The organism is Bradyrhizobium sp. MI1.11, from assembly GCF_055811255.1.
This window is the reverse complement of record NZ_JBVVPM010000078.1, coordinates 303-20,948: the sequence shown is the minus strand read 5'-3', so window position 1 is coordinate 20,948 and position 20,646 is coordinate 303. Positions and strand designations below refer to the sequence as shown.

At 64.9% G+C, this 20,646-nt stretch carries 20 protein-coding genes; 8 read left to right on the top strand and 12 right to left on the bottom strand.

The genetic code is table 11. The features are described from left to right. Positions 1 to 130: 130 nt before the first annotated feature. On the bottom strand, positions 131 to 1,360 hold the full coding sequence (locus AC0L30_RS39070; protein ID WP_007599230.1) for a citrate/2-methylcitrate synthase: 1,230 nt from the start codon (positions 1,358 to 1,360) through the stop codon (positions 131 to 133). A gap of 75 nt (positions 1,361 to 1,435) precedes the next feature. On the opposite strand from AC0L30_RS39070, the gene AC0L30_RS39065 reads away from it, so the two are divergent. Further along, positions 1,436 to 2,530 (top strand): citrate synthase/methylcitrate synthase, encoded by a 1,095-nt coding sequence (locus AC0L30_RS39065; protein WP_473406478.1) that lies wholly within the window; start codon positions 1,436 to 1,438, stop codon positions 2,528 to 2,530. Positions 2,531 to 2,719: 189 nt separating this feature from the next. On the opposite strand, the gene AC0L30_RS39060 is transcribed toward AC0L30_RS39065, so the two are convergent. Then, positions 2,720 to 3,355, bottom strand: a complete 636-nt coding sequence (locus AC0L30_RS39060; RefSeq protein WP_007599228.1) for a J domain-containing protein — start codon at positions 3,353 to 3,355, stop codon at positions 2,720 to 2,722. A 152-nt stretch (positions 3,356 to 3,507) separates the two neighbouring features. On the opposite strand from AC0L30_RS39060, the gene AC0L30_RS39055 reads away from it, so the two are divergent. After that, the gene (locus AC0L30_RS39055) at positions 3,508 to 3,783 is read left to right on the top strand and encodes a BolA family protein (protein WP_026232423.1); all 276 of its coding nucleotides are present in this window, start codon (positions 3,508 to 3,510) and stop codon (positions 3,781 to 3,783) included. Positions 3,784 to 3,950: 167 nt separating this feature from the next. On the opposite strand, the gene AC0L30_RS39050 is transcribed toward AC0L30_RS39055, so the two are convergent. The 3 genes from AC0L30_RS39050 to AC0L30_RS39040 all read right to left on the bottom strand — a co-directional run bounded on the left by AC0L30_RS39050 (position 3,951) and on the right by AC0L30_RS39040 (position 7,116). Continuing rightward, positions 3,951 to 5,255, bottom strand: a complete 1,305-nt coding sequence (locus AC0L30_RS39050) for an HlyC/CorC family transporter (RefSeq protein WP_007599226.1) — start codon at positions 5,253 to 5,255, stop codon at positions 3,951 to 3,953. Positions 5,256 to 5,347: 92 nt separating this feature from the next. Further along, positions 5,348 to 6,496, bottom strand: coding sequence for a 3-dehydroquinate synthase (aroB, locus tag AC0L30_RS39045; protein WP_473406477.1), 1,149 nt, complete (start codon positions 6,494 to 6,496; stop codon positions 5,348 to 5,350). Beyond that, the gene (locus AC0L30_RS39040; protein WP_354200589.1) at positions 6,493 to 7,116 is read right to left on the bottom strand and encodes a shikimate kinase; all 624 of its coding nucleotides are present in this window, start codon (positions 7,114 to 7,116) and stop codon (positions 6,493 to 6,495) included. The genes aroB and AC0L30_RS39040 overlap by 4 nt, the downstream gene beginning before the upstream one ends. A gap of 184 nt (positions 7,117 to 7,300) precedes the next feature. Between AC0L30_RS39040 and AC0L30_RS39035 the strand changes: the two genes are divergently transcribed. The 5 genes from AC0L30_RS39035 to AC0L30_RS39015 all read left to right on the top strand — a co-directional run bounded on the left by AC0L30_RS39035 (position 7,301) and on the right by AC0L30_RS39015 (position 11,918). Next, positions 7,301 to 7,447, top strand: a complete 147-nt coding sequence (locus tag AC0L30_RS39035) for a hypothetical protein (protein ID WP_035669499.1) — start codon at positions 7,301 to 7,303, stop codon at positions 7,445 to 7,447. A 17-nt stretch (positions 7,448 to 7,464) separates the two neighbouring features. Further along, entirely contained in the window at positions 7,465 to 8,445 is a 981-nt protein-coding gene (gene xerD, locus AC0L30_RS39030; protein WP_007599222.1) for a site-specific tyrosine recombinase XerD, read from the top strand. Positions 8,446 to 8,730: 285 nt separating this feature from the next. After that, positions 8,731 to 9,693: an acetyl-CoA carboxylase carboxyltransferase subunit alpha gene (locus AC0L30_RS39025; RefSeq protein ID WP_007599220.1), complete on the top strand. Its 963-nt coding sequence runs from the start codon at positions 8,731 to 8,733 to the stop codon at positions 9,691 to 9,693. 372 nt (positions 9,694 to 10,065) lie between these two features. Then, positions 10,066 to 11,610 carry a L,D-transpeptidase family protein gene (locus AC0L30_RS39020; protein ID WP_245285965.1) on the top strand — a complete coding sequence of 515 codons (1,545 nt, stop codon included), beginning with the start codon at positions 10,066 to 10,068 and terminating at the stop codon, positions 11,608 to 11,610. 77 nt (positions 11,611 to 11,687) lie between these two features. After that, positions 11,688 to 11,918, top strand: coding sequence for an AbrB/MazE/SpoVT family DNA-binding domain-containing protein (locus AC0L30_RS39015; protein ID WP_007599216.1), 231 nt, complete (start codon positions 11,688 to 11,690; stop codon positions 11,916 to 11,918). A 434-nt stretch (positions 11,919 to 12,352) separates the two neighbouring features. On the opposite strand, the gene AC0L30_RS39010 is transcribed toward AC0L30_RS39015, so the two are convergent. The 7 genes from AC0L30_RS39010 to AC0L30_RS38980 form a co-directional block, all read right to left on the bottom strand. Then, a complete protein-coding gene (locus tag AC0L30_RS39010; RefSeq protein ID WP_007599215.1) occupies positions 12,353 to 13,048 on the bottom strand; it encodes a branched-chain amino acid ABC transporter ATP-binding protein in 696 nt (231 codons plus the stop codon). Next, positions 13,041 to 13,775, bottom strand: coding sequence for an ABC transporter ATP-binding protein (locus AC0L30_RS39005; RefSeq protein WP_007599214.1), 735 nt, complete (start codon positions 13,773 to 13,775; stop codon positions 13,041 to 13,043). Before AC0L30_RS39005 ends, AC0L30_RS39010 begins: the two co-directional genes overlap by 8 nt. After that, a complete protein-coding gene (locus AC0L30_RS39000) occupies positions 13,762 to 14,859 on the bottom strand; it encodes a branched-chain amino acid ABC transporter permease (protein WP_007599212.1) in 1,098 nt (365 codons plus the stop codon). Before AC0L30_RS39000 ends, AC0L30_RS39005 begins: the two co-directional genes overlap by 14 nt. Positions 14,860 to 14,865: 6 nt before the next feature. After that, complete coding sequence (locus AC0L30_RS38995) at positions 14,866 to 16,083, bottom strand: substrate-binding protein (RefSeq protein WP_007599205.1); 1,218 nt, start codon at positions 16,081 to 16,083, stop codon at positions 14,866 to 14,868. 4 nt (positions 16,084 to 16,087) lie between these two features. Continuing rightward, a complete protein-coding gene (locus AC0L30_RS38990) occupies positions 16,088 to 16,945 on the bottom strand; it encodes a branched-chain amino acid ABC transporter permease (RefSeq protein ID WP_063992465.1) in 858 nt (285 codons plus the stop codon). A 108-nt stretch (positions 16,946 to 17,053) separates the two neighbouring features. Continuing rightward, positions 17,054 to 18,568 (bottom strand): amidase, encoded by a 1,515-nt coding sequence (locus AC0L30_RS38985; protein WP_473406476.1) that lies wholly within the window; start codon positions 18,566 to 18,568, stop codon positions 17,054 to 17,056. Positions 18,569 to 18,742: 174 nt separating this feature from the next. Then, positions 18,743 to 19,930 (bottom strand): substrate-binding domain-containing protein, encoded by a 1,188-nt coding sequence (locus AC0L30_RS38980; protein WP_007599200.1) that lies wholly within the window; start codon positions 19,928 to 19,930, stop codon positions 18,743 to 18,745. Positions 19,931 to 20,108: 178 nt separating this feature from the next. Here AC0L30_RS38980 and AC0L30_RS38975 point away from each other — a divergent pair, with 178 nt between their 5' ends. Next, positions 20,109 to 20,543: a MarR family winged helix-turn-helix transcriptional regulator gene (locus AC0L30_RS38975; protein WP_007599198.1), complete on the top strand. Its 435-nt coding sequence runs from the start codon at positions 20,109 to 20,111 to the stop codon at positions 20,541 to 20,543. Positions 20,544 to 20,646: the final 103 nt, after the last annotated feature.

Here is a 20,646-nt window from a genome sequence, read left to right as displayed (position 1 = left end):
GTATCCAGGCGCACCGCCTCATCCTGAGGGCCCGCCAACGGCGGGCGTCTCGAAGGATGGCCGCGGGCGAAAGCCGGGCCTGCATGGTTCGAGACGCGCGTTCCGCGCTCCTCACCATGAGGGTTTTTGATTATCCCTTGGAATCCGCAACCCCCGCCCTTCGTCCCGGTGCCGGTCCCACATACCTTGCCCTTGGCCTGATCAGCTTGCCGAACTGCAATTGCTCGCTGGCATGGGCGACCCAGCCGACGCTGCGGGCCATCGCAAACAACGCGAGCTCGCTGCCTCCCGGCAGGCGCAGCGCGTGCACGAGCACCGCGAGCGCGTAGTCGATATTGACGAGTTCGCCGGTCGCCTCCGCGATGCGCTCCGGCACCTCTTTGGTGAATTTGCGCGGTGCGCCGGCGCGGGCCAGGGCATTCAGCAGCGACTGCGCGCGCCGATCGCCCCGCTTGTAGACACCGTGACCGAAGCCCGCAAAGCGTTCGCCGAGCGCGACGCGTTCGCGGACCATCGGCTCGACGTCACGATCCACCAGCGCCTTGACGAGTTGCGAGGCGAGCACGCCGGCGCCACCGTGCTTCGGTCCCTTCAGCGCGGCGAGGCCGGCGATGACGGAATCATAAAGATTGAGGCCGGTCGAGGCCGCGCAGCGCGCGGTGAAGGTGGACGCGTTCAATTCATGCTCGGCGAGCAGAACCAGCGCGCGGCGGATGAGATCGGCCGCGTGCTTGTTGTCGGGCGCCCAGGCCCTCGCGATCTGCTGGTGCAGCGGCTCGGCGGACGGATCCGTGTTGAGCATGGTCGCGACCAGAAGCCGGACGATGCGCGCACCGACCATGGCGCGGCCATCCGGCGCACGCGTGAACGCGCGGGGATCGGCGCTCGATGCGAGCGCCAGCACGGCAATGGCGCGATCGATCGGTGCCGCCCGGCGCGCGGCCTGCGCGATCAGGCGCATCTCGTCGGACATCGCAGGCTGATTATGCGGGGCGAACGGATCGACGCCGGAGACGTCCCACAGCAGCGTCGCCGTGTGCTCCAGCGTATCGTTTTCGGCGAGATCGACGCAGTTGACGCCGCGATAGATCGCGCCGTCCTCGGTGATGGTGGAGATCTCCGTGTCCATGACCGGCAGATCGGCATCGAAGCTGCGCAGGCCGCGCGGCTCCGGCGACGGCACCCGGCGCTCCTTCAGCGCCCGGACGTCCTCGGCGCGATAGCGGTTCTTGCGCGAGTCCGGCGTCGGCTCGGAGCGGACCAGGCCGCGGCTGACATAGGCGTAGAGCGTGGCCGGCGAGATCGCGAGCTCGGCGGCGGCTTCCCGGGCGGAGAGGTAGAGACCTTCCGAATTTTTCATATTGATTTATGTAATCAAGATTGATCAATCTGTCGAGAGGCCCGACCTTTGGCTGGTGCAAAGGAGATTTGGGCCATGAACATCCACCTCACCAAAAGCCAGATCGGGCTGGACGGCGTTCCTGCAGCCGAAACCGTGCTGAGCCATGTCGACGGCGAGCGCGGCGAGTTGATCATCGCCGGGGAGCATGTTGGCCGACTGGCGAGCCAGTCGAGTTTTGAGGGCGTCACCGCCCGGCTCTGGAACGGCGCCAGCACGACCACGCTGAGCGAAGCTAATGTGCGCGCGAGCCTGGGCGCCGCACGCGAGCGCGCCTTCGCGCGGCTGGATGAGTTGCTGCCAGCAACGCGCGGCATGGGCATCATCGACGGGTTTCGCGCGGCGGTCGCGGGACTTCGCGCCGAGCACGGCCTTGCCCATGAGGCGACAATCGTCGGCGCATTCCCGGTGATTGCGGGCGCGCTCGTCCGCCGCGCCAGGGGTCTCGATCCCGTGGCGCCCGATCCGAACGTGAGCCATGCTGCCGATACGCTTCGCATGCTGCACGGGCACGCGCCCGAACCACGCGAGGTCACGGCGCTGGACGCCTATCTCGTCACCGCCAGCGACCACGGCATGAACGCCTCGACCTTCACCGCGCGCGTGGTGGCCTCAACGCAGGCTGATCTGTTTGCCGCCGTCACCGCCGGCTATTGCGCGCTGACGGGTCCGCTGCATGGCGGCGCGCCGGAGCCGGTGCTGGAAATGCTCGACGCGATCGGTTCGCGCGAGCGCATCCAGCCCTGGGTGGACGCTGCACTCGCCCGCGGCGAGCGGATGATGGGTTTTGGCCACCGCGTCTATCGCGTGCGCGACCCCCGCGCAGATGTGCTCAAGACCGCGATCGAGGCGCTGGCATCGGACGACGCCGGCCTGCCCTTTGCCGGCGAGGTCGAGGCCTATATCCGCAGCGCGCTGCGCAAGAAGAATCCGGAGCGGCCGCTGGAGACCAATGTGGAGTTCTTCACCGCGATCCTGCTCGATGCGCTGGCGATCCCGAGGCAGGCCTTCACGCCCATCTTCGCGGTGGCGCGCGCCGCCGGTTGGACGGCGCATGCGCGCGAGCAGCAGCGGACCGGGCGGTTGATCCGGCCGAGCTCGTCATATGTGGGGGCGATGCCGGAGGCGTGAGGGACCGCGGATATCTCCGCAAGCCGGGAATCGTAGGCGTGAGGGACCGCGGATATCTCCGCAAGCCGGGAATCGTAGGGTGGGCAAAGGCGCACTTGCGCCGTGCCCACCATCGATCCAACACCGCAACAGAAGTGGTGGGCACGCTTCGCTTTGCCCTCCCTACGATACTACGGCGCGGGGAGAGGCCTACGCCTCGCGCACCACGGTCTTCAGGTAATTATACGCCTTGATGATCTCGATCAGGCGGTCCTCGGTGGAGCGGTCGCCGCCGTTGGCGTCGGGGTGGTGCTGCTTCACGAGCGCCTTGTACTTGGACTTGACGTCGGCGAGCGTGGACTCGGGGCCGAGGCCCATCACCTGGAGCGCCTTGCGCTCGGCATTCATGATCTTGCGCGTCTCGGCCTTGGGCGCGGCCTGCGGCCCGGCGCGCCAGCCGGTGCGGCCGTTGAGCTCCTGGAACATGCTGAACGGATCGAAGGCGCCGTCGATCTCGGCTTCCGCGCCTTTCTTGACGCCGCCATTGGCGCCCATCTTCCAGGTCGGACGATGGCCGGTCAGCGCATCCTTCTGATAGCGCGCGACAGCGTCGGCATTCATGCCGGAGAAGAAATTGTAGTTCTGGTTGTACTCGCGCACATGGTTCAGACAAAAGTGCCAGTACTCACGCTGGTTGTCGCGACCCTTGGGCGCACGATGCGCGCCCTTGTTCTGGCACCCGGTCCATTCGCAATTGACCACGGCGTCGCGCGGCTTCACTTCCGGTTGCTTGCCTTTCGGCTTGACCCGGATGGAGTCGAAGAACTTTGATGAATCGATCGGCATGGCTGACTTTGACTACGCAATGCAAAAACCTTCAAGTCTTGACATTGCAATTAGCTGAAAAGCATAGCCGAAGCTATGCTGAGGCGTCCTTGAACGGCCGCCAGAGGCGGCCTATGCAATACGGAGAGCGATCTCGCACCGTAATGACCCAGATGGCCATCAGAGACACTATCAGCAACAAGTTGCAGGAAGCTTTCACGCCGGAAAGCCTGCAAGTCGTCGACGAGTCACATTTGCATGAGGGCCACGCCGGCCATCGGCCGAGCGGCGAGACGCACTTCCGCGTTTATATTGTGTCTTCCGCCTTCAAAGGGAAGAGCCGGGTCGATCGCCACCGCATGATAAATTCGGCGCTGGCCGCGGAACTCTCCGGCAGCGTGCACGCGCTGGCGATCCACGCGCAAGCGCCGGGGGAAGGCGGGAGCTAGCTCGCCGATACGAGCGTCAGACGGCGCCATTTCTCCTCATCCTGAGGAGCGCGCACTTGCGCGCGTCTCGAAGGATGCAGGCCCCCGCTGCGGCATCCTGGCCTGCATGGTTCGAGACGCGCCTTTCGGCGCTCCTCACCATGAGGGGCAACAGGGTCATGCGAATCCTAAAACGACGTCCCCGCCCGCCGCCGCTTGGCTTCTTCCATTTCCGTCTCGCGCGGCACCGGTGAAATACGGAGTGCGGTGATGCGGTTGCGTTCGCGGCGGAGGACGCGGAAGCGGAAGCCGTGAAAGGTGAAACTCTGGCCGCGGTCGGGGATCGAGCGCGCCTCGTGAATGACGAGGCCGGCGACCGTCGTTGCCTCTTCGTCGGGCAGGTGCCAGTCCATGGCGCGGTTGAGGTCGCGGATCGGCACCGAGCCGTCGACGACGACCGAGCCGTCCGGCTGGGCGCGCACGCCCGCGACCACGACGTCATGCTCGTCGGAGATGTCGCCGACGATCTCTTCCAGAATGTCTTCCAGCGTCACGAGCCCTTCAACTTCGCCGTACTCGTCGACGACCAGGGCGAAATGGGTCTTGCGGCGGCGGAACGCCTTGAGCTGCTCGGAGACGGGCCGCATCTCCGGCACGAACCAGGGCGGCAGCGCGATGGTGGAGACGTCGATGCGCGAGGTCTCGCCGTCGGCCGCGCGGATCGCGCGCAACAAATCCTTGGCGTGGAGCACGCCGATGATGTTTTCCGGCTTCTCGCGCCACAGCGGGATGCGGGTGTATTCGGCCGCCAGCACCTCGCGCACGAGATCCTCCGGCGGCAGGTCGGCGTTGATCATCGTCATCTCGGTGCGATGGATCATGACGTCGGAGACCTGGAGCTCGCGCAGATCGAGCAGCCCGCCGAGCATGTCGCGGTCGTGCTTCTCGAACTTGCCTTCATGATGCAGCAGGTCGACCGCGCCGCGGAGGCGCTCGGTCGGCGACAGGATCGCCTGGTGCTCGCCGGCAAGGCCGAACAGGCGCATCAACAGCCGCACGATGACTTCCACGATCCGCAGCAGCGGCCCCAGCACGTACATCGTCAGCCGCATCGGGCGCGCGACCGCGAGCGCCATGCGGTCGGGCGCGTTGATCGCGATGGTCTTGGGCAGCACCTCGGCGAAGATCACGACCAGTGCGGTCATCAAGCCGGTGGCATAGAGCACGCCGACGTCGCCGAACCAGGCCGTGAAGATGCTGGTGGCCAGTGCGGATGCACTGATATTGGCGATGTTGTTGCCGAGCAGCAGCGCGCCGATCAGGCGCTCGCGCATGTCGAGCAGCTGCGAGACCACGTCGGCGTCGCGATTACCCTGCTTGGAGAGCCGCAGCATGCTGGCGCGCGAGGCGCCGGTCAGCGCGGTCTCGCTCGCGGCGAAGAAGCCGGAGACGAGCAGGCAGAGAATGACGATGGTGAAGCCGAGCCAATCCATGAACCACTCTGGTTTCTTGTTTTGACGCGTTTTCTTGACGCGAACCGGTACCCACTTCGCTCGAAAACGCTTTAGCGCCGTTCAACCGCGTGTCACGCCTTGAGGGCGAGCTTGTCCTTCAGGAAGTCGCGCACCGGAGCCGGCTCGACGTTCTTCACGACGACGGCCCGCCCCACGGCCTCCAGCAGGATGAAGGTGAGCCTGCCGCGCTCGACCTTCTTGTCCTGCGCCATCAGCGCCAACAGCGCGTCGGCATCAGCAAGCCCCTCCTGCGCGAAGCCCGCGATGTCCTGCAAGCGCGTCGGCAGGCCGGCTTCGATCAGGTGGCGCTCGACGCGCGCGGCGTCCGCGTCGCCGATCATGCCGAGCTTCGCGGAAAACTGCGCCGCCAGCGTCATGCCGATCGAAACACCCTCGCCGTGAAACAGGCGGTCGGAGAAACCGGTCGCGGCTTCCAGCGCGTGACCGAACGTGTGGCCGAGATTGAGCAGCGCGCGCTCCCCAGTCTCGCGCTCGTCGCGCGAGACGACGCCGGCCTTGGCGCGGCAGGAGGTCGCGATCGCATGCTCGCGCGCCGAACCGCCTTTGGCGATGTCGGAATGGTTCTTCTCGAGCCAGGCGAAGAAGGCCTCATCGCCGAGCACGCCGTATTTGGCGACCTCGGCATAGCCGGCGCGGAACTGCCGCGGCGACAACGTGTCGAGCACGGCGGTGTCGGCGATCACAAGCACCGGCTGGTGGAAGGCGCCGAGCAGGTTCTTGCCCTGCGGCGAGTTGATGCCGGTCTTGCCACCGACGGAGGAATCGACCTGCGCCAGCAGCGAGGTCGGCACCTGCACGAAGTCGACGCCGCGGCGCAGGATCGCCGCGGCGAAGCCGGCGAGATCGCCGACCACGCCGCCGCCAAGCGCGATGACGAGATCGTTGCGCTCGATCTTCGCGGCGATCAGGGCTTCGCTGACCTTTTCGAGACCGGCAAAGGTCTTGGAGATCTCGCCTTCCTCGACGACGATGTGCGATGTCGGAATGCCCGCGGCGGCCAGCGATGCCTCGGCGGGTTCGAGCCAGTATTTCGCGACGGTGCGATCCGTCACGATCGCGGTGCGTACGCCGGGGCGCAGGCGCGCTACCCGTTCGCCGAGCGAGGCCAGCACGCCGCGGCCGATGACGATGTCATAGGCGCGATTCTCCAGCGCGACCTCGACGTTGACGGGATCGGAATGTTTCAAAGGCGCGGTCATCGTGCGGCACTCGCGATGTCGGCTGATGGCGGGGACGCCCGTTCGCCGCAAAGATGCGCGCGTAGCGTCTCGATGGTCTCATCGACGATTCTGTCGTGCGGCACGTCGCGGGAGGCGATGGTGAGGTCGGCATGGCCGTAGACCGGCTCGCGCTCGGTGAGCAGGCGCGTCACGGTTCCTTCAGGATCGGCGGTCTGGAGCAGCGGACGGTCGGCGCGCCGGCGCACGCGGCGCATGATGACATCATGATCGGCCTTGAGCCAGATCGAGATCGCCTTCGCCGCGATCCGGGTCCGCGTCTCCTCGCGCATGAAGGCGCCGCCGCCGGTCGCCAGCACGATGGGACCGCCGTCGAGCAGCCGTGCGATCACGCGGGCCTCGCCGTCGCGGAAATGCGGCTCGCCGTGGCGCTCGAAGATTTCCGGTATGGTCATGCCGGCCGCCGCCTCGATCTCGGTGTCGGCATCGACGAAGGGCAGCTTGAGCCTGAGAGCCATGCGGCGGCCGATGGTGGATTTGCCTACCCCCATCATGCCGACGAGCACGATCGAGCGCGTCCCCAGCGCCGACAGGATGTCGGCCTCGGGCGAGGCTTGGATCGGCAACGCGGCGTCGGGCATTTGTCTCGCTCGAATGGGTCTCGCTCGATCTGCCGCCAAAGGCGGCATCCTTTGGCCACCTATACGACCCCGCAGGGGCCCTCGCCAGAGGACTCTTGCCACGAAACGGCGAACGTGTTGGATGATTTCATTGGTTAATTTGCCCGCCAAGCCCCTGACCGAGACCCTCTCCGAGATCCTGCCGATGCCCAGCCTGTTCCGCTTCCTGACGGTCGTCGCCGTGATCGCCGGCATCGTCTATGGCGTGGTCTTCGCGCTGGCGAACTTCGTCAATCCCAAGCCACGGGAAATGACGGTGACGATCCCGCCGGATAAGTTTCTCAAGAAATAGGGGCTAGCCTCCGGGGCATGCGTGCCAGATCTTCCGATAACAAGCCCTCAGATACAAAACTTACCGGCCTGTTCCTCGACATGCTCGCCGCGGAACAGGGCGCCGGCCCCAATACGCTCGACGCCTACCGCCGCGACCTCACCGACTTCTCCGAGTTTCTCGGCCGCGTCGGCCATGCATTTGCGGATGCGGAAACACAGACGCTGCGCGACTATCTCGCCGATCTCGACACGCGCGGCTTCAAGTCCACCAGCGTCGCGCGGCGGCTGTCGGCGCTGCGGCATCTCTATCGCTTCCTCCTGAACGAACGCATCAGAACCGACGATCCCGCGGCGATCCTGTCCGGCCCCAAGCGCGGCCGCGGGCTGCCGAAGGTGCTGTCGATCGCGGATGTCGATCGCATGCTCCGCCGCGCCAAGGAATTGAGCGAGGCTGAGGATGCCTCGCCGTCGAAACGGCTGCGCGCCCTGAGACTCTATTGTCTACTCGAGGTCCTCTACGCCACCGGCCTGCGCGTCTCCGAGCTGGTGGCGCTGCCGCGCACGGCGGCGAAGCGCGACGCCCGCATGATCGTGGTGCGCGGCAAGGGCAACAAGGAACGGCTGGTGCCGCTCAACGAGGCCTCGCGCCAGGCGATGGCCGATTATCTCGCGGCGACAGAGGCGGCCAAGGACAACAAGGCAGACAAGAAGAACAGCGTGGCGGCCTCGAAATGGTTGTTCCCCTCGTTCGGCGAGAGCGGACATCTGACGCGGCAGCATTTTGCCCGCGACTTGAAGGAGCTCGCGGTCGCTTCAGGGCTGCAGGCCCGGCTGGTCTCCCCCCACGTGCTGCGCCACGCCTTCGCCAGCCACCTGCTGCACAACGGGGCCGATTTGCGCATCGTGCAGACGCTGCTCGGCCATACCGACATCTCGACCACCCAGATCTACACCCACGTGGTCGAGGAGCGGCTGAAGAGCCTGGTCCGCGACCTGCACCCGCTGGCGGAGAAGTAGTTGCTGCCCTAGCTGCAGTAGCCCGGATGAGCGAAGCGACATCCGGGATTGACGATTGGGGCGACCTGCCCCGGATCTCGCTTCGCTCATCCGGGCTACGGTACGGGTCGGAGCCCGAAACCGCCTTGACTTCGGCCACATCTCCGCAGAAAGAGCCGGGGCCTCACGATGATTTGGCCTGCGCTCGTTGCGAGCACACAAGCCAACTCATTGACGAACCTACATTTCTTTCCACGACATCGAATCCGCTTCGCCGCCTCGCCCCGTTCTCCCTATATTGAGTTGATGCCAGACCAGATGCGCAGCTATCTCGATTTCGAAAAGCCCGTCGCCGAGCTCGATTCCAAGCTCGACGAATTGCGGACGCTTGCGGCCTCCGGCAGCGACATCGCCGAGGAGATCGGGCGGATCGAGGACAAGGCGGCGCAGGCGATGGCCGACCTCTATCTGAACCTGACGCCGTGGCAGAAGACGCTGGTCGCGCGACATCCGCAGCGGCCGCATTTCAACGACTTCATCAAGGGCCTGATCACCGAGTTCACCCCGCTCGCCGGCGACCGCAAGTTCGGCGAGGACGAGGCGCTGGTGGCCGGCTTCGGCCGCTTCCGCGGCGAGGCCATCTGCGTGATGGGCCAGGAAAAGGGCGATTCCACCGAGAGCCGCATCAAGCATAATTTCGGCATGGCGCGGCCCGAGGGCTATCGCAAATGCGTGCGGCTGATGGAGATGGCCGAGCGGTTCGGCCTGCCGGTGCTGTCGCTCGCCGATTCCGCCGGCGCCTATCCCGGCATCGGCGCGGAAGAGCGCGGTCAGGCCGAGGCGATCGCGCGTTCGACCGATGCCTGCATGGCGCTGACCGTGCCGAACGTCGCCATCATCACCGGCGAGGGCATGTCGGGCGGCGCCATCGCGATCACCACCGCCAACAAGGTCCTGATGCTGGAGCACGCGATCTACAGCGTGATCTCGCCCGAGGCGGCGTCCTCGATCCTCTGGCGCGACGGCTCCAAGGCGCAGGAAGCCGCTAACAACATGAAGATCACCGCCCAGGACATGCTCCGCTTCGGCGTGATCGACAGCATCCTGAAGGAGCCGGTCGGCGGCGCCCATCGCGACCCCGCCGCCATGATCGCCACCACGGGCGACGCCATCGCCAAGGCTTTTGACGAGCTGCGGGGCCTGGACGGCGACGCCATCCGCAAGCATCGGCGGCAGAAATTCCTCGATATCGGCCGGAAACTGGGCTGATTCGGGCGGTTTGGGACCGCAGCGGCGGTGCGCTCCCTCCCCCGCTTGCGGGGAGGTGAAGAGCCCCCGGTAACCTCGCGTTAACCCTTTTTTTGCCCAAATCAGCGATCTCTGTACCGGTTTGGCCGCGAGGCCCAAGTTACGGCCCAGTTTAAGTCTTCGTTGACCACGCCTTTGGGCCAACGGGCTCGTGATCCCCGTTCGGGTTGCGACCACATGACCCAGAGGTTAGAATTTTAATCAATGGCTTCAGGGCATAAGCGCTGGAGCGTGATTGCGAAAAAGCCCGTCGCGACGGGTCCGGGTCTCCGGTCGGATCATGCTTCAAGATTGGGGTTTGCGCGCGATGCCCTGGACGGTGTGGGGTCTATCTTGATTTCTCGTTCGCTTGCTCGCGCGTTTCTGGTCTCGGTGGCGCTTGCCGCCAGCTTTGTGCTGGCCGGGTGCGACACCGACCAGGTTTCGCTTGCGACCAATGCCAAGGCCAACCAGCCGGTCCCGCCGAAACTTCTCGCCGCGATGGTCGAGAAGGACATGGATCTGCAATCACCGATTTTGGTGCGCCTGTTCAAGCAGGAGGCCGAGCTTGAGGTCTGGAAGCAGACCCGCAACGGCCAGTTCGCGCTGCTCAAGACCTATCCGATCTGTCGCTGGTCCGGCGATCTCGGCCCGAAGGTGCGCGAAGGCGACCGCCAGGCGCCGGAAGGATTCTACTCGATCAATCCGGGCCAGATGAATCCGCAGTCGGCGTACTATTTGTCGTTCAACACGGGCTATCCGAACGCGTTCGACAAGGCTTTGGGCCGCAGCGGCTCGCAGCTGATGGTGCATGGCGATTGTTCCTCGCGCGGCTGCTACGCGATGACGGACGAGCAGATCGCCGAGATCTATTCGCTCGGGCGCGAGTCCTTCTTCGGCGGCCAGAAGGCGTTCCAGCTGCAGGCCTATCCGTTCAAGATGACGCCGGTGAACATGGCCAAGCACCGGAACAATCCGAACATGCCGTTCTGGAAGATGATCAAGGAAGGCTATGATCATTTCGAGGTGACGCGGCAGGAGCCGAAGGTCGATTTCTGCGAAAAGAAGTACGTGTTCGACGCGGCGAAGCCGCCCGACGCCAAGCGTGATCCGGTGTTCGACGCGTCCGCAAAGTGCCCGGCCTATGTGATCCCCGAGGAGATCGCCAGCGCCGTGCGCGAGAAGGATGCACGCGACCAGGCCGAGTACAACAAGCTGGTCTCGCGCGGCACGCCCGTTGCGCGCATGAACACCGGCATCGACGGCGGCATGAACAAGATCTTTGCCGCGAAGATTCCGGAGGGCTCGACCGGCCTGTCGGAAGGCGCCGAAGGCACCACGCTCCAGATGCTGGCGATGGCGAAGGCGCCGGGCACGATTCCTGGACACGTCAATCCGCCGAAGCCGAATCTCGATGCGGCCGCGCCCTCGCCGCAGGAAGAGCCGGTCGTCGCCGTCAGCGCGCCCGCCGCCAACACGCGTGTCGCCACCGCTGCTCCGGCGGAGAAATCCGGCTTCTTCTCCAACCTCGGCCGCAAGATGGGCATCGGCAACGCCGACGCCACGGCGACCACGCCGCCGCCGCAGGCCACGGCATCCGTCGCCCCGGCTGCGACTTCCACGACGCCGCCTACCGCGGCGTCCCGGCTGAAGGCCGCGGTAACCCGGTTCGTGCCGGGACACGACAAGTCCAAGGATGCAGGGAAGGATGCGCCGAAGCCAGCCGTTGCCGTCGCCAAGCCCGCCGAACCAGCGAAGCCCGACACCCGCCTCGCGGCGACCCGCCCGACGCTGAAGCCGTCGGTGTCCGATGGCGCGGGTGAAGCGACCCAGATCATGGGCGCCGCGCCGGTGGTCCAGTCGAACTCGTTCGACAGCCGGTTCGGGGCGGTGAAGTAAGCGGGCGGGAACCTCTCGCCCTATCCCGATTTTTACCGAGCTGACGGCGGTCCCGAATGATCAGGGCATATCATTCCATGCTGGTCTCCAAATGGGGTAACAGCCTCGCAGTCCGCCTGCCTAAGGCACTCGTTGAGGCTTTGAACCTCTCCCCCGGTGACGAGCTCAATGTCGTAGAGACTTCGACAGGCCAGATCGCAGTAGAGAAGGTCGACAGACGAGCGGAATTTCTCAGGCAAGCCGACCAGTTCCGGATTCCCCTGCCCGAGGGTTACAAATTCGACCGGGACGAAGCGAACGAGAGATAAGCCCGTTCTTCGACAGCAACATCCTGGTCTATGCCTTTTCGGCCGACATCCGGCGCGAGCGCGCGCTGACCACAATTGCCGGCGGCGGCGTCATCTCACTGCCGACACGCACGCTACGGCGCTTGCGCTTGCGCGCGACCATACGCTTGCCTTTTACGATGCTCTGATCGTAGCGACCGCAATCGAGGCTGGCTGCGAGACCCTGTATAGCGAGGACATGCAGCACGGACGCAGCATCGGCGGGCTGTCCATCGTCAATCCATTTTTCGGAAGCACTTCACCGTCACCCTGAGGTGTCCGCTTCTTCAGCTACCCTCGAAGGCCGACGGCCCGCTTGGCCGCGCGGCCGTGCATCCTTCGAGGCTCGCTGCGCGAGCGCCTCCAGCGACAATGGCTTCGCCATTGCGCGGGGATGACCGGACTGGCAGGGCGCCCTACGGCGCCAGATACCGCAGCAGCTCCGGATTGCCCCTCACCTCGCCTGCCTCGCCTTGCAGCGCGACTCGTCCGCGGTCGAGCACGTAGGCGTAGTCCGCGACGCGAAGCGCGAGGTCGAGGTGCTGCTCGACGATGATCACGGCGATGGTTTTCGCGAGCTCGATCAGGCGCTCGGTAATTTCCTCGATCACGCCGATCCAGACGCCCTCGGTCGGCTCGTCGAGCAGAAGCAGTTTTGGATCGCCCAGCATGGCACGGCCGATGGCGAGCATCTTGCGCTCGCCGCCGGACAGCGTGCCGGCGGGCTGGTCGAGGCGCTGGCCGAGTTTTGGGAAGATGGTCAGCACGTGGTCGACCGCGTCCGCCTTCCTGCTCGCGAGCGAGCCGACCGCGAGATTGTCGCGCACCGACAGACGCGCGAACACCGAATGCTCCTGCGGCACGTAGCCGATGCCGGCGCGGACGCGCTCCTGGGTCGCGCGGCGGCTGATGTCGCGGCCATCGAAAGCGACCTCGCCCTTCCACGCCGGCAACTCGCCGACGATGGTCTTCATCAACGTGGTCTTGCCGGCGCCGTTGCGGCCGAGCACGGCGACACCGCCGCGCCAGGGAATGCCGAGGTTGACGTCGAACAGGACCTGGCTGCGGCCATAGCCGGCGTCGAGATGCTTGATGTCCAAAAATTCAGGCACGGCGCAAATAGATCTCCTGGACGGCCTTGTTGGCCTGGATCTCCGACACCGTGCCGGACGCCAGCACCTTGCCCTGGTCGAGCACGGTGAGACGATCGCAGATGTCGCGGATGAAATCGAGGTCGTGCTCGACGATGACAAGCGAGCAATGCTTTTTGATCGGCTGCAGCAATTCGCCGGTAACGCGGCGCTCCTCCAGGCTCATCCCGCCGGTCGGCTCGTCCAGCAGCAGGAGTTTCGGCTTGCCGGCCAGCGCCATCGCGATCTCCAGCCATTGCTGCTGACCGTGCGACAGCGCTGCGGCCGCATCGAAAGCGCGGTCGGCGAGGCGGAACTGCGTCAGCATGGTCATGACCTGATCGTGCAGGAGCCCGCGCGTGCGCGAGAACACGAGATCGAACAGCGAAGATTGCGCCTGCAGCGCGAGCAGGATGTTGTCGTAGAGCGTCAGCGTCGGCAGCACGGATGTGATCTGGAATTTCAGGCTCATGCCGGCGCGGGCACGCTCGGTCGGCGTGAACGCGGTGATGTCGGTGTTGATGAAACTCACCTTGCCCTGCGTCGGCACCTCGGCGCCAGCGATGCACTTCATCAGCGTGCTCTTGCCGGAGCCGTTCGGTCCGATCAGGCCGTGAAACTCGTTCTCGCCGACAGTGAGCGCGGCGCCGTCGAGCGCGGTGAGCTTCCCGAAAATCTTCTTGACGCCGGTGGCTTCAAGGAGCGGCATCGCGCTTCTCCTTCCCGGTTTTCCTGGACTTGCCACCAAAGCTGCCGACCCGCTCGCGCTCGCCGAGCACAAAACTGATCAGACCGAGCGGCCGGAACAGGATCACGAGCAACAGCAGCACGCCAAGGATGATCGGCCAGACCTCGCGGTAATTGTCCGAGAGCCAGAAGCTGACGCCCTCGACGATGACGGCGCCGATGACGGCGCCGATCAGCGTGCCGGAACCGCCGAACAGGACGTAGAGCACGACTTGCGTCGAGACCACGACGCCGACCATGTTGGGCCAGACGAAACCCTCGTGGAAGGCGTAAAGGCTGCCGGCAAGACCCGCCACCGCGCCGCCGATCGCAAAGATGATCGCCTTCAGGTGCTGCGTCTTGTAGCCGAAGAAGGCGATGCGCTGCTCGTTCTCGCGCAAGCCCGCGAGCGCCAACCCGAACTGCGAGCGCACCAGAAAACGGCAGAGGAGATAGACCACGACAAGAAGGCCAAGCACGAGATAGTAGAACGGCGGCCCTTCCGAGAATTCGTAACTGCCGAGCGTCATCGACGAGATCGAGGGGATACCGTTCTGGCCGCCGAGATAGTACCAGCCGCGCGCCAGCCGGTCGGCGGCGTAGGAGCCGGTTAGCGTGCCCAGCGAGACGAAGATCACGCTGGAGGGATGTCGTCCCAGCAGCAGGAAGCCGCCGAGCAACAGCGCGAACGTGAGCCCGATCAGCGTTCCCGCGGGCAGCACCAGGAAGATGTTGGTGATGTCGAGGTCGCGCGCGAGCAACGCCACGCCATAGCCGGCCGAGCCGAAGAACAGCGCCTGGCCAAAGCTCATGATGCCGGCATAGCCCCACACCAGGTCGAACGAGAGCGCGAACAGCGCGAGGATGATCACCCGCGTCGCGAACACCGTGAGGTAGTCCTGCAGCACCAGCGGCGCGACCAGCGCCGCAACGAGCACGACGCCCTCCACGATCGGCAGGACTTTTCGTCCTGCCGCGACCTGTTCCGCTACCGCGCGCTCAGCCATCGCATCGTCCGCTTCGTCGCCGGCGATGGCCTCTCTTACCACACTCATCGACTTCGGCATTCCGCCTCAGCATTCCTTGGGATCGACGAGCCCGTCGCTGCGTCCGACGATCTCGTAATTCCCGCCCTTGGCGACCGCGGTGTACATCTTCATCTTGCAATGCCGCTTGCCCGGTACCATCTCGGCCGGTCCGCCGGGGCCTTCGGCGATCTTGGCGTGGTCGAGCGTCGCGGCGACCGACTCGCGGTCGATCTTGCCGGCTTCCTTGACGGCGGCTTCCCACAGCTTCAGGCCGCGATAGGTGCCGGTGGCGGCGCTGCCGGCGGCGAACAGGAAGTTGCCCGGGAAATCCTTCTCGTAGGCCGCCTGGATTTTCGCGTCGAACGGGTTCTCCTTGGTCAGCACCTTGAAATAATCGAGGCAGCTGGCGAGACCCTCGATCTCGGCGGCCTGATTGATGTTGAGCGTGTTCTCGTCATAGTAGACGCAGGCCAGCCGTCCGCCATTCTTGAGGAAGCCGGCCTCATAGAGCTGCTTGAAGAACGGACCGACGCCGGGCGGGATGACGGTATTGAAGACGACGTCGACCTTGTTGGAGATGATGCGGTTGACGGTCGAGGAGAAGTCGACCTGGTCGAGCGGATAATATTCCTCGAACACGACCTCGCCGCCATTGGCCTCGATCACCTTGCGGGCGTAGACGTTGAGCGTGTGCGGCCAGACGTAGTTGGCGCTCGGCAGCGCGAACTTCTTGCCGCCGTTCTTGATCAGCCAGGGAATGAACTCGTCGCACTGCTGCGCGGGCGTCGGCCCGGTGCAGAACAGATAGGGCGTGCACTCCTTGCCTTCGTACAGCTGCGGATAGATGTAGAGCGTCTTGCCGCGCGCGACGATCGGGTCCTTGATGGCGTTGCGCATCGACGAGGTGATGCCGCCGAGCACCATGTCGACCTTGTCGCGCTGGATTAGCTTGCGGACGTTGCCGACAGCGACGGACTCGTTGGAGGCCGTGTCCTCGATATAGAGCTCGAGTGGGCGGCCGAGCAGACCGCCGCCGGCGTTGATCTCCTTGATCACCATCTTGGCGACGTTGGCGTCGGCATTGCCGGCGTAGGCGATCGGCCCGGTGAGGTCGGTGGCGATGCCGACCTTGATCGGGGCTTCGGCCGCATTGGCCCAGGGCGCGGGGATCACCCAACTGCCGACGCCGGTTGCGACCGCGCCGGAGGCAAAGGCGAAATTCGAGAGGAAGCGGCGGCGGGAGAGCTGAGTGCGATCGGACATGTGACTAAACCCCTTTTCCAGCGATGAGGCCCTGCGGCCGGAATTTGATGAAAACGATGGCGAGTACGAAGACGAGAACATCGGCCACGACGGGCGCCATTACCCAAGGGAGCGCGGCACTGAGCGTGCCGATGACGCCGGCGCCCGCGACCGGCCCGATGAAGGAGCCGACGCCGCCGACCATCACCGCGACAAAGCCCTGGATCAGGAAGCGCAGGCCGAGATCGGCGAACAGGCTGAACACCGGCACGATCAGCGCGCCGGCAAGGCCGGCAAGCGCCGCGCCGAAGGCGAAGGTGGCGCCGTAGATCAGCGGCGTGGAAATTCCGGAGGCGCGGGCCAGCGACGGATTTTCCAGCGTAGCGCGCACGCGCAGGCCGAAGCTGGTGCGCGCCAGCAACAGATAGCAGCCGCCCATCACCAGCGCTGTGATGACGATGATGGTGAAGCGCCAGGCCGAGATGTGCATGGCGCCGATATCGATCGAGCCGCCGATCGGCTCCGGCACGGTGAGATAGAAGCCGCCGATCAGGCCGCGCACGGATTCGCGGATGATCAGGCCGAGCGCATAGGTGCCGAGCATGGCGACGATGGGCGCTGCGTAGAAGCGTCGGATGATCAGCGCCTCCAGCACGAAGCCGAGCGCGCCGACGACGAAGGGCGCGGCGACCATGCCGGCCCAGATCGGCAGGCCCTTGGCGTAGGCGAGATAAGTGATGTAGGCCCCGAGCAGGACGAACTCGCCCTGCGCGAAGTTGAAGATGCCCATCATGCTGGCGATGATCCCGAGCCCCAGCACGATCAGGACGATGATCGCGCCAAAGCTCAGGATCTCGAAAGCCGCGACGAACGCGTTAGCCATGCGCCAGAGCCTTTCCCGTTCCGACGGGATCGGAACGGGGCTCCGGCTTGTTGTCTTGACGCGTCCGAAAACGCTTCCCTGTTCCGTTGGCCCGCATCAATGCCTCGCTCACATCTTCTTCCAGTCGCCGATCTGCTCGAAGGCGTGGGCGGCACGGTAGATGGTGGATTCCTCGAACATGCGGCCGACCAGCATCAGGCCGACGGGCAGGCCATCGACCATGCCGCAGGGCAGCGACATCGCCGGATGATGAGTGATGTCGAACGGCGCGGTGTTGGAGATCATCTCCAGCGCACGCGCGACATAGTCCTCGCGGCTGGCCGTGGGTTCCGGCAGCTTCGTCGCCTTCATGGGCGTGGTCGGTAGCAACAGCAAATCGTAGTCTTTGAAGGCCTTGTCGTAGGCCGCGGTCAGGCGTCGGGAGATGTTGAGCGCCTTGCCGTAATAGCGCGGACCAAAGGTGTTGTTGATGTAGGTGCCGAGCAGCAGGAACAGCTTTGTGGTCTCGGACAGGGAATCCGCCTGCCGCCGCCAGCCGCGATGGAAGTCCATCAGCGTGGTCGAATAGAGGTCGGAACGCGACAGGCCATAGCCATCGCCATACATCATGGTCTGGGTCATGCCCTCGGTGCCGATCGGCGTCCAGATCGCGGGGCCCATGAGATGCATCGGGATCGAAACCGTCTCGACCGTGGCGCCGAGATCCCTAAAACGCTTTGCGGCCTCCCGCACGCTCTCGTTGACGGCGGCATCGGCATTCGCCTGCTCAAAGCCTTCCTTGAGGATGCCGATCTTCATGCCCTTGACGCCTTGGCCGAGCGCCTTGGTGTACTCCTCGACTTTGGGCGCCTTGATGCGGGGATCGTAGCCGTCGTCGCCGGCCAGCACTTCGAGCAGCAGCGCGTTATCGGCGACGGTCGCCGTCATCGGCCCGGTGTGATCGACGAACACCTCGATCGGCATGATGCCGGTATAGGGCACGAGGCCCCAGGTCGGCTTCATGCCATAGGTGCCGCAGAACGAGGACGGCATGCGGATCGAACCACCCTGGTCGCCGCCGATCGCCATGTCGACCTCGCCGAGCGCGACGACGACGCCTGAGCCTGACGACGAGCCGCCGGCCGAATAGCCCATCTTGTGCGGATTGTGGACGGCGCCGACCGCATTGGTGTGGCTGCCGCCGGACATGCAGAAGGATTCGCAATGAACTTTTCCGGCGATCTCGGCGCCGGCATCGAGCATGCGCGTGACGATGGTGGCGTCGAAATCGGGGACGTAGCCTTCGAGCGTCGCCGAGCCGTTCATCATGGGAACGCCGGCGAGCATGATGTTGTCCTTGAGAGCAACCGTCTTGCCCTTGAGCTTGCCGCTCGCCGCACCCTTCACCGTCGACTTGCGATACCAGGCGTTGCGCGGGTTTTCTTCCGGCGAGGGCCGATAGCCCGGGGTGCGCGGATATTTGACCTCCGGCACCTCGTCCGGCATGGCGCCGACGAGATTGTAGGCCTCGATCGAGCCCTGCATCAGGCCGCGGAACGAGGCGACATCGTCGTCGGTCAGCGAAAGGCCGCACTGGTCGGCGACACTGCGCAATTGGGCTGGCGTGGGAAGGACAACTGTCACGGCGCTCTCCTCAAGGCTTCTTGATCCCTGGAATTGGAATCCCTGGCATTGGAGCCTCATGGGCGCGCGTGCACGGCGCGGGCCCATCGGCTCCACCTCGATATTACAGACGGAAATATTTTCCTTTTCAAGTATTATTTTGAATTCGGGCGTTTGCGGATGGCCGCGCCGGCATCAGATCGGTTTGATCAGCTTGAAATCGAGGCCATCCGCCCCGGCGAGATACATTTGCATCCGGGTATGACCGTTCCTGACGGTGACGGGGCCGCGCGCGCCGCCATAGACGATGTTGCGGCCGGCCGCGAGCATGGGCGCCATCGCCAACGTGCCCGCCTTGTTTGCTACGGCCTCAAGGAAGCGCAGTCCCTCATAGCTGGATTGACCGAGCGACCCGATCGGGGGGCCGTTCGGTCCGAACATCGCGCGATAGCGGCTCTGGAAGTCGTCATTGACCCGCGATCCGATGCCGGGGAAATAGCCGGAGGCGCAGAACAGATTCTCGCTGTTGTCGGCGCCGATTCCGAGTAGCACGGTCTCGTCCATCGCCCCGGCCAGCCGCAGCGTCGTGGCGCCAAGGCCGCATTCGCCGAACGCGCGATTGAACGTGATGCTGTCGGTGCCGATCAACGAGATCAGGACGACGTCCGGCCTCGCGGCACGGATGCGCTCCAGATGCGGCTCATGGTTGTCTTCGCCGAGGGGAACGAACTCTTCGCCGACGACATGGCCGCCGGCCTCCTTGATGTAGCGCTTCACCGCGCGGTGCGACTGCCAGGGCCAGACATAGTCGCTGCCGATCAGGTACCAGCGCGCCGCCTTCTTGACGTCGGCAAGCCAGTGGATCGACGGACGGCTCTGCCAGCGCGGCGTCTCGCCGATCGCCATGACACCCGGCGTCTGCTCGCCGCCTTCGTAGACAGGCGTGTAGATGTAGGGGATGCGGTGGCGGGTGGTGACCTTGCGCAGCGCCACACGCACCGCGCTGGTATGCAAGCCGACGATGAGGTCGATCTCATCGGACGCGATCGCCTGCTCGGCGCGGCTCAGAATCTCGTCGAGCGGGCCGCCGGCGTCGTAAATCGAAAGCTCGATCTCGCGCCCGAGGATGCCGCCGCGCTTGTTGATCTCGGCTACCGCGAGCTGCGCGCTGCTTGTCGCGCACGGGCCCCAAACGCCGGGCGAGCCGGTGCAGCAGATGAAGCCGCCGACGCGGAGCTTGTTGTGTGCGCCGCGGCGCTTCATGAAATGCGCGTCAACCGGCGACAGGTCGAAATCCGCTGCCGCGGGCGACAGATTCCTGAACAGCAAGGACGGCGGTAACGCCGGACCGCCGTGAGCCGGGAAGTTTACCGTCGCGCGCACGCCAACTCCTGTCTGATACCAGACTTGAAAGCTCATTCAGCAGGCGGCCGCGGCACCCGCCCTATTGTTGGGCAATATCCTATTTTGAAAATATTGAATATTCAAGAATTGAAGTGCATATAGATGCAGCATCGATTGCAAGACATTCACTCATTTGGGTCAAGACAAAGTCTTAGCCGTGGCAAAACCAAACACCCCGATCACCGAACACCTCGCCTACCTGCTCGCGCAAGCCAACCGGGAGATCAACCGGCAGCTCGAACTGCGGTTGAGCAAGGAAGGCGTGCCCGTCGAGCAGTGGCGCATCCTGAAAGTGCTGTCGGATGGCAACGGCCATTCGATGGGCGAACTCGCGGATGCCGTGCTGCTCAACCATCCGACGCTGACGAAGATGATCGATCGCATGGTCTCGGACACGCTGGTCTACCGCGTGCAGGACCCGAACGATCGCCGCAAGGTCCTGATGTTCATCTCCGATCGCGGCAAGGTGCTGAGCAAGAAGCTCAACTCGCTCGCGGTCGACCAGGAAGAGCACATCCTGGAGAGCTACGGCGACAAATCGACGAGCGAATTGAAGCGGCTGCTGGAGAGCTTGATCGATAGTTCGAATTGAGAATTCGTGGGGGGGGGGGGGGGGGGGGGGGCGGGGGGGGGGGGGGGGGGGGGGGCCCCAAAACGGAGGTAAAAGCCCCGGGAATTAGGGGGGGGGGGTTTAT